Raw genomic sequence first — 7,883 nt, forward strand, 5'->3', positions numbered from 1 at the left:
GCCTCATGTCGGTCGGGGGAAAAAATCAGGCATCATCGCCTCGGCTCGGTCGGTCGGGCGGCACATCCAGCATGCGCAGGGCATTGCCCGCCACACGGGAAAAGACCGGTGCCGCGATGGCCCCGCCATAATAGGCGTCGCCACGTGGATGGTCGATCATCACCACGGTGATGATACGCGGATCGGAGACCGGTGCGATGCCGACAAACAAGGCGCGGTAGGTGCTTTGCTGATAGCCGCTGGCCCCGGTCTTGCGAACCGTACCGGTCTTGCCCGCCACACGGTAGCCCGGCACCATTCCACGGCGCGCCCCGGTCCCGGGTGCCACGACCTCATCCATCATGCCGAGTACGCGATCCGCGGTCGCGGGGTCGACGACCGGCTCGCCCCGAGGCGTCTCGGCCAGGCGCAGCAAGGATGGCGGCAGCCGTCGCCCGTGATTGGCAATGGCGGTATAGGCACTGGCCAACTGCAACGCCGACACCGACAGTCCATATCCGTAGGAGAGCGCCGCCCACTGACTGCTGGACCAACGCACCGGTGCCGGCACGCTACCACTGGCCTCACCGGGGAAGCCGGTCCCCGGCGCGCGATCAAGGCCAAGCGCACGGTAGCGTCGGGGGACCACAGGCTCGTCGAGTTGCAGTGTCAGCTTGGACATGCCGATGTTGGATGACTTGCGCAGGATACCGGCCAGGGAAAGTTCGCCATTGTTGGAAACATCCCGGATGGTGTAATTATCGATACGCATCCAGCCCGGCGAGGTATCGACGATGGTATCGGGCGGAAACTTGCCGGTTTCCAGTAACGCCGACATGGCCAGCGGCTTCATCACCGAACCGGGTTCGAAGACATCGACGATGGCCTGGTTACGCAACCCGGCCGGGTCCAGACCAGCGCGGTTGTTGGGGTTGTACGACGGCTGGTTGGCCATGGCCAGCACCTCGCCGGTATCGGCATCGAGCATCACCAGGGTGCCGCCATCGGCCTCGTTCTCGTCGACCGCCGCCTTGAGTTCCCGGTAGGCCATGTACTGCAGGCTCTGGTCGATGGACAGCGTCAGGTCGCCACCGGGCTGGGCTTCCTGAAGCACTTCCAGATCACGCACCAGGCGACCTCGACGGTCCTTGAGCACTCGACGCTTGCCTGGCACTCCGGCGAGATAGGGCTGATAGGCCAGCTCGAGGCCTTCCTGGCCCTGATCATCGATATTGGTCACGCCGAGCAGCTGGGCGGTCACTTCTCCGGCCGGATAATAGCGCTTGTACTCACGGCGTGCGTGAACGCCGGGAACATGGAGGTCAAGCACTTCCTGAGCCGCGGCCGGCGTCATGCGGCGACGCAGGTACATGAACTCGCGATCGGCATAGCGTTCGAGCCGTGCGTCGAGCGCGTCGAGATCCTGGCCAAGTGCCTGGGCCAGTCGCAGGCGCTGAATGCCATCGTCAGGCAGGTCCTGGGGATTGGCCCACAGGGTCACCACGGGCGTCGATATGGCCAGCGGGTCACCATGGCGATCGGTGATCATGCCGCGATGCGCGGGAATCTCGTCGACCCGCAGAGTACGCGCATCTCCCTGGCCCTGCAGGAAGGACTGATCGAACACATGAAGATCGACGATGCGCCCCGCCAGCAACCCCAGACCGACGAGCACCAGCGTCATGATCACGATATAGCGTGCCCGTCCCATCGGGGCCATGGGGGGAGGACGGCGCGGCGTGACGCCACCCGGCGCGTCTCTGCTCATGGCCGAATCACCTCCACATCATCGACATCGGGCATGCGCATTTCCAGGCGTTGCGAAGCCAGGCGCTCGATCCGTGACGGCGAAGACCAGGCACTCTCTTCCAGCAACAGCTGCCCCCACTCGGTCTGCAACTGCTGTTGCTCGCTCTCGAGTCGCTGAAGGCTCGCGTAGCGTTCACGAATTTCATGACTGGTGGCGATCACCACCAGTGCCGACACTAGGCAAAGTGCCAGGAGCACGCCGTTGAGCAGCAGCATGAAGGTCGGGCGCGGCCGGGCAGCGGGCCAGCCGAAGCCCGACGATGTGATTCTGGAGGCATTGCGTCCCTGTGCCATGTCACTCCCTTCAATAGCGTTTACGTGCCGCGCGCATCACGGCGCTGCGGGCACGCGGATTATCCTCGACTTCTTCACTGGTGGGGCGGCGAGCCTTGCCGAGCGCCTCCAGGCGACGCTGGATCTGGTCATCACGCAGGGGGATCCCGCGTGGCAAGTGCGTATCGCCGCGAACATGGTCGCGGATAAAACGCTTGACACGGCGGTCCTCCAGCGAATGGAAACTGATCACGACCAGGTGGCCACCCGGCGCCAATGCTTCCAGCGCCGCGTCCAGGGCGAGATCGAGCTGCTCGAGTTCACCGTTGACCTGGATACGCAACGCCTGGAAGGCTCGAGTCGCCGGGTGCTTGCCCTTTTCCCAGGCGGGGTGCGCGGCCTTGATCACGTCGGCAAGATCCGCCGTGCGAGTGAAGGCCCGCTCACTGCGTCGGGCCACGATGGCACGCGCCAGACGGCGCGCGAAACGTTCCTCGCCGTATGTCTTGAACACCCGGGCGATTTCACCCTCGGCTGCCCGGGCGATCCAGGCCGCCGCACTCTCGCCGTGCTCCGGGTCCATGCGCATGTCCAGGGGACCATCGCGCAGGAAGCTGAACCCCCGCTCGGGATCATCGAGCTGTGGCGAGGAAACGCCGACATCGAGCAGGATACCATCGAGCTTGCCATGCAGATCACGCGCTTGAGCGAAGTCACCGAGGCGCGCGAAATCTCCGCGCTCGATGGCAAACCGGGCGTCCTCGATGCCAGCGGCTTCCTGAATAGCCTGAGGATCCCGGTCGATGGCAAGGAGACGCCCCTGCGGCGACAAGCGTTCCAGAATGGCACGGGAGTGGCCGCCGCGCCCGAAGGTGCCATCCAGATAATGACCCGACGGATCGTGAACCAGGGTCTCGACCGCGCCATCAAGCAACACGCTGGCATGGCGAAATCCGCGAGGGGGCTGTTCGGAGGCGGGTGACGACATGCGGTTCTCGTGGCGGACATGGGAGGGGCCGTGCGTGACGGCATCATGAACAATAGCGAAATTCGGGGGGAGTCGGCCGATAAGCCGGGTTCTGTCTTGGACAGTCATTCGTCTAGGAACGTCGTCACCGTCGTTCTCAAGCAACCTACCCGAACCCAGCGCGGGCCACGCCATCGGGTTCCTATTTGGTCTTGCTCCGAGTGGGGTTTACCTTGCCACGCACTGTTACCAGGCGCGCGGTGCGCTCTTACCGCACCCTTTCACCCTTACCGGCCTCCCGCAGGAGGCGTAGGCGGTTTGCTCTCTGCTGCACTTTCCATCGGCTCGCGCCGCCCAGGCGTTACCTGGCACTCCGCCCTGTGGAGCCCGGACTTTCCTCCCCCGGTCCCGCAAAGCGGCGACCGGCGGCGACTGTCTGGCCAACTCCCGAGGGCAAGCATACCAGTGCCGCGACACCCCCTCAATCCCCGTCCTTGAGCTGCTGTGCCCGGGCATACCAGGTTTTCCTGGCGCCCCCCATCAGACGCGCGGCCGCGCCGGCCGCCTGCTTGACGCCGACTCCCTCGGCCAGCAACGACACCAGCAGGGTATCGGCCTCGACCGTGACAGTTTCGCCGACCTCCCGTGGCGGGGCACCCTCCACCATCACCACGAACTCTCCCCGCGCCTGGTCAGGATCCGCCTCCAGCCAGGTGATCAACGTATCGGCGTTTCCGTCGAGGAAAGTCTCGAAGGTCTTGGTCAGCTCTCTTGCCAGGACCAGGCGACGTTCGCCGAAAACCGTCGAAAGATCGGCAAGCGTGGCCCTGATACGGTGTGGCGATTCATAGAACACCAGGCTCTCCTCCCGCTCGACCAGCGTTTCCAGACGGGCACGGCGAGCCCCTCCCTTGGCCGGCAGGAAACCGCTGAACAGAAAACGGTCGGTGGCCAGGCCAGCCGCCGAGAGCGCCGTCACCAACGCGCAAGGCCCCGGCACGGGCACCACACGGCGCCCGCGGGCCCGCAATTCACGCACCAGCACGAACCCCGGGTCACTGATCAGCGGCGTGCCGGCATCGCTGACCAGGGCGACATCCTCGCCGGCCGCCAGACGCGCATCGATATGCTCGACCCGTCCAGCCTCGTTATGCTCATGCAAGGACACCAAAGTCGACGAAATGCCCAGGTGCCGCAACAGCCGTGATGTATGCCGAGTATCCTCGGCGGCCACCAGCCCCACCTCACCCAGCAACCGGCCAGCGCGCGGGCTCAGATCCTCCAGATTCCCAATCGGTGTGGCGACCACGTACAATGAACCTGCAATCGCGTCTGACATTTCGGCCCTCTGGGATGCTTTCCGGAACAATGGGACAAGGAAGAATCGATGAAGATTTCGTCTCGCGGCCCCCTGGCCGCCGCGCTTCTGGCGCTACTCCTGGCAGGCTGCGGCATGCAGCCGAGCATGACCCAACGCCAACCGGCAGGTGATCCGGAGCAGCTGCTGCAGGAGGCCAAGCAGCAAGAGCCAGCACAAGCCGCTCGCTCCCGACTGGAAGCCGCCGATATCCTAGCACGCCAGGGACGCGCCCCCCAGGCACTGGAGATCGCCAGGAACCTGGACGACGGGCAACTATCGGTCGAGCAGCGCCGCCGCTGGGCCCTGTTGCTCTCCGAGCTGGGCGAGTCTCAGGACGACCCACGTGCCGTGGTACAGGCCGGTCAATTGCTCAAGGACGACACCCCACCCCGCGACCAGGCCAACCTGCTGCTTGAGCGACTCGGTCGCGCCCTCGGCAAGCTCGACAAGCCCCTGCCCGCTGCCGCCGCCCTGCTGCGCTTGCAGGCCGCCAACGACAGCGAAGACCTCAACGATTTGATCTGGGCACAGCTTTCCAACCTGCCTGCTGGTGCCCTGGATAAATTGCGAGGCAGCCAGGCGCCTGATACCCGAGCCTGGCTGACATTGACCGATCTGGTGCGCAACAACAGCGGCGATATCGAACGCCTATTCCAGCGGCTCGACGACTGGCGCGACCAGCATCCGGATCACCCTGCGTCACGCCGCCTGCCATCCAAGGTTTTGGCACTGAGAGACCTTCGTGGCCATGAGGTCCGCCACATCGCCGTTTTCCTGCCCGAAGACGGGCCGCTCGCTGGCGTGGCCGATGCCATCGAACAAGGCATGCGCGCCCATCACCTCAATGAGGTCAACGACGGCGCCAGTGGCACCCGGCTGAGCTTCATCGACTCTGCCGAAGGCAATCTCGACGCACTCTACCGTGAAGCCCGCAACCAGGGGGCACAGGCCGTAGTGGGCCCGCTCGACAAGGACCTGGTCAGCCGTCTCGAACAGCGTGAGCAGGTCCCCCTGCCCACCCTGGCGCTCAACTACGGCACGGCCGAGCATAACCGGGCCGAAAACCTCTTCCAGTACGGGCTTTCCGCCGAGAACGAAGCACGCCAGGTGGCCCGTCGAGGACGTGTGGACGGCTTGCGCACCGCCGCCGTGATGGTGCCCGGCAACGACTGGGGACGCCGGGTCGGCGAAGCCTTTCGGGACACTTGGCTCGCCAACGGTGGCGACATTACCCGTACCGAACGCTACAACCCCGGGCAGCCGGCCACCGAAAGCACTCGACAGGCCGTGAGCTCTCCACGACCCGACATGCTCTTCATGCTCGCACTGCCGGACTACGCTCGCCAGGTTCCCCCTACCCTCGACTATTATTCCGCCTCGGACCTGCCGGTCTACGCCACCTCCCATCTCTACGAGGGGCGCCCCCAGCCACGCCGGGACAAGGACCTCGACGGCGTCCGCTTCGTCGACATCCCCTGGCAGATTCCGGATGCCGCCGTGGGCGGCGAAGATGCCCTGCCCTTCCTCGACAGCTATCGCCAGCTCCGTGAAGAGTCCGACCCTTCCCTGTTCCGTCTGATGGCCATGGGCGTGGACGCCTACGAGTTGACACGGCGTTTACCTCAGTTCCAGGCCATTCCGGGCAGTGAAATGTTCGGCGCCACCGGCACCCTGAGAGTGGCCGAGGACGGCCGCATTCAGCGCCAACTGCCCTGGGCACGCTTCCTCGACGGCGTGCCGCAGCCGGTGATCGCTCCGGGACGTCTCGGCAATGGCCTGCCCTGACGCTCGCGCCCGAGGCGCCCATGTCGAGCGTCTCGCCGCCGACTGGCTGGCGGCCCGAGGACTATCCCTCGAGGCCGCCAACCAGCACGCCAAGGGCGGCGAGCTGGACCTGGTCATGCGTGATGGTGACACCCTGGTGTTCGTGGAAGTCCGTCACCGCACCGATACCCGCCATGGCCACCCACTGGAAACGATCACCGCTACCAAGCGTCGCCGCTTGATAAAAGCGGCGCGTTTTTATCTCCAGCGCAACCGGCTATCATGTGCTTGCCGCTTCGATGTGCTGGCCGTGACCGGCACGCCCCCCGAGCTCGAGTTCGAATGGGTAGCAGGGGCCTTCGAAGCGTTCTGACCCAAGGACCAGGAAGCCAAGATGGATTTCCAGACCCGCATTCTCGGACACTTCAACGCCAGCATCGACACCAAGACCTACGCCAGCGAGGTGCTGCCGCCCTTCATCGAGGTGGCCAGCCAGATGATGGTTCAGGCCCTGGTCAACGAAGGGAAGATATTAGCCTGCGGCAACGGCGGTAGTGCCGGCGACAGCCAGCATTTCTCCTCGGAGCTGCTCAACCGTTTCGAACGAGAGCGCCCCAGCCTGCCCGCCCTGGCTCTGACCACCGACACCTCGACCCTGACCTCCATCGCCAACGACTACAGCTATAACGATGTCTACTCCAAGCAGGTACGTGCTCTGGGACAGCCCGGCGATGTACTGCTGGCCATCTCCACCAGCGGCAACTCCGGAAATGTCATCCAGGCCATCCAGGCCGCCCACGACCGCGAAATGACCGTCGTCGCCCTGACCGGTCGCGATGGTGGCAACATGGCCTCCTTGCTGGGCCAGGACGATTGCGAGATACGCGTCCCGGCCACGTCCACTGCGCGCATCCAGGAGGTTCACCTGCTGGTGATCCACTGCCTGTGCGACCTGATCGATGAACAACTCTTCGGCGCAAGCGAGTGACCCCATGCCCTACAAGTCTCTGTGTACTGCCCTGACCCTCATCTGCCTGCTCGCTCTCGCGGGCTGCTCCACCATGACCTCGGGCCCCGTCAACGAACACTACGGCCAGCGCACCGAAGGTACCAAGGTCGAGGACTCGAACATCGAGGACAAGATCTCACGCAACCTCGGTGCCACCGATGCCCGGCTCGACGATGCCCGCATCAATGTCGATACCTTCAACGGCGTGGTCCTGCTCACTGGTCAGGTACCCAGCCAGGAGCTCAAGGGCATGGCTGTGCACGTCGCCGAACAGGTGCGCAATGTCCGCAAGGTCCACAATGAACTGACCATTGCCGCCAACCTGCCTTCCAGCCAGCGACTCGCCGACACCTGGATCACCACCAAGGTGCGCACGGCCCTGGCTGCCAACGAGGCCATCGACGCTAGTCGGCTGCTCGTCGTCACCGAGAATGCCACCGTCTATCTGATGGGCATCGTCAGCCGCGCCGAAGCCGAACGCATCGTCTCCGTGGTCTCGAATGCCGGCGGCATGCAACGCATCATCAAGGTCTTCGACTACCTCGACTGATCCCCCGGACAGGACCTCATCGCATACACGAACGGCAGGCCTCAGGCCTGCCGTTCGTGTATGCCGGCCGGGGGCCCCCCCCCCCCCCCCCCCCCCCCCCCCCCGGGCGGCCGGACACCCCCAACCCACACCACACCAACAGCTCGAGAAAAAAGTAGAACCCCGTCGCCGC

At 64.9% G+C, this 7,883-nt stretch carries 8 protein-coding genes and 1 other RNA gene; 4 read left to right on the plus strand and 5 right to left on the minus strand.

Annotated features, from left to right (window positions below):
• Positions 1–25 precede the first annotated feature (25 nt).
• The 5 genes from RSO41_RS17030 to rsmI all read right to left on the minus strand — a co-directional run bounded on the left by RSO41_RS17030 (position 26) and on the right by rsmI (position 4,367).
• Positions 26–1,747, minus strand: coding sequence for a peptidoglycan D,D-transpeptidase FtsI family protein (locus RSO41_RS17030; protein WP_315620430.1), 1,722 nt, complete (start codon positions 1,745–1,747; stop codon positions 26–28).
• Positions 1,744–2,082, minus strand: coding sequence for a cell division protein FtsL (gene ftsL, locus RSO41_RS17035; protein ID WP_315620431.1), 339 nt, complete (start codon positions 2,080–2,082; stop codon positions 1,744–1,746). The genes RSO41_RS17030 and ftsL overlap by 4 nt, the downstream gene beginning before the upstream one ends.
• Positions 2,083–2,092: 10 nt before the next feature.
• Positions 2,093–3,049 carry a 16S rRNA (cytosine(1402)-N(4))-methyltransferase RsmH gene (rsmH, locus tag RSO41_RS17040; RefSeq protein ID WP_315620433.1) on the minus strand — a complete coding sequence of 319 codons (957 nt, stop codon included), beginning with the start codon at positions 3,047–3,049 and terminating at the stop codon, positions 2,093–2,095.
• Positions 3,050–3,113: 64 nt separating this feature from the next.
• Positions 3,114–3,476: RNase P RNA component class A (gene rnpB / locus RSO41_RS17045), an RNA gene on the minus strand.
• Positions 3,477–3,509: 33 nt separating this feature from the next.
• A complete protein-coding gene (gene rsmI, locus RSO41_RS17050; protein ID WP_315620435.1) occupies positions 3,510–4,367 on the minus strand; it encodes a 16S rRNA (cytidine(1402)-2'-O)-methyltransferase in 858 nt (285 codons plus the stop codon).
• Positions 4,368–4,415: 48 nt separating this feature from the next.
• On the opposite strand from rsmI, the gene RSO41_RS17055 reads away from it, so the two are divergent.
• Genes RSO41_RS17055 through RSO41_RS17070 form a run of 4 tightly spaced genes read left to right on the plus strand, consistent with a single transcriptional unit; the run spans position 4,416 to position 7,711 of the window.
• Positions 4,416–6,173 carry a penicillin-binding protein activator gene (locus RSO41_RS17055; RefSeq protein WP_315620436.1) on the plus strand — a complete coding sequence of 586 codons (1,758 nt, stop codon included), beginning with the start codon at positions 4,416–4,418 and terminating at the stop codon, positions 6,171–6,173.
• Entirely contained in the window at positions 6,160–6,525 is a 366-nt protein-coding gene (locus RSO41_RS17060) for a YraN family protein (RefSeq protein WP_315620438.1), read from the plus strand. Before RSO41_RS17055 ends, RSO41_RS17060 begins: the two co-directional genes overlap by 14 nt.
• Before the next feature lie 21 nt (positions 6,526–6,546).
• Positions 6,547–7,140: a phosphoheptose isomerase gene (locus RSO41_RS17065; protein ID WP_013331705.1), complete on the plus strand. Its 594-nt coding sequence runs from the start codon at positions 6,547–6,549 to the stop codon at positions 7,138–7,140.
• A gap of 4 nt (positions 7,141–7,144) precedes the next feature.
• Complete coding sequence (locus tag RSO41_RS17070; RefSeq protein ID WP_315620439.1) at positions 7,145–7,711, plus strand: BON domain-containing protein; 567 nt, start codon at positions 7,145–7,147, stop codon at positions 7,709–7,711.
• Positions 7,712–7,883 lie beyond the last annotated feature (172 nt).

It is taken from the genome of Halomonas sp. I1 (genome assembly GCF_032334135.1).
Taxonomy (GTDB): Bacteria; Pseudomonadota; Gammaproteobacteria; order Pseudomonadales; family Halomonadaceae; genus Halomonas.

What these genes read in the sequence shown, in the direction of transcription:
- RSO41_RS17030 (WP_315620430.1), bottom strand. Translation starts at nt 1,747, where the DNA reads ATGAGCAGAGACGCGCCGGGTGGCGTCACGCCGCGCCGTCCTCCCCCC.
- ftsL (WP_315620431.1), bottom strand. Translation starts at nt 2,082, where the DNA reads ATGGCACAGGGACGCAATGCCTCCAGAATCACATCGTCGGGCTTCGGC.
- rsmH (WP_315620433.1), bottom strand. Translation starts at nt 3,049, where the DNA reads ATGTCGTCACCCGCCTCCGAACAGCCCCCTCGCGGATTTCGCCATGCC.
- rsmI (WP_315620435.1), bottom strand. Translation starts at nt 4,367, where the DNA reads ATGTCAGACGCGATTGCAGGTTCATTGTACGTGGTCGCCACACCGATT.
- RSO41_RS17055 (WP_315620436.1), top strand. Translation starts at nt 4,416, where the DNA reads ATGAAGATTTCGTCTCGCGGCCCCCTGGCCGCCGCGCTTCTGGCGCTA.
- RSO41_RS17060 (WP_315620438.1), top strand. Translation starts at nt 6,160, where the DNA reads ATGGCCTGCCCTGACGCTCGCGCCCGAGGCGCCCATGTCGAGCGTCTC.
- RSO41_RS17065 (WP_013331705.1), top strand. Translation starts at nt 6,547, where the DNA reads ATGGATTTCCAGACCCGCATTCTCGGACACTTCAACGCCAGCATCGAC.
- RSO41_RS17070 (WP_315620439.1), top strand. Translation starts at nt 7,145, where the DNA reads ATGCCCTACAAGTCTCTGTGTACTGCCCTGACCCTCATCTGCCTGCTC.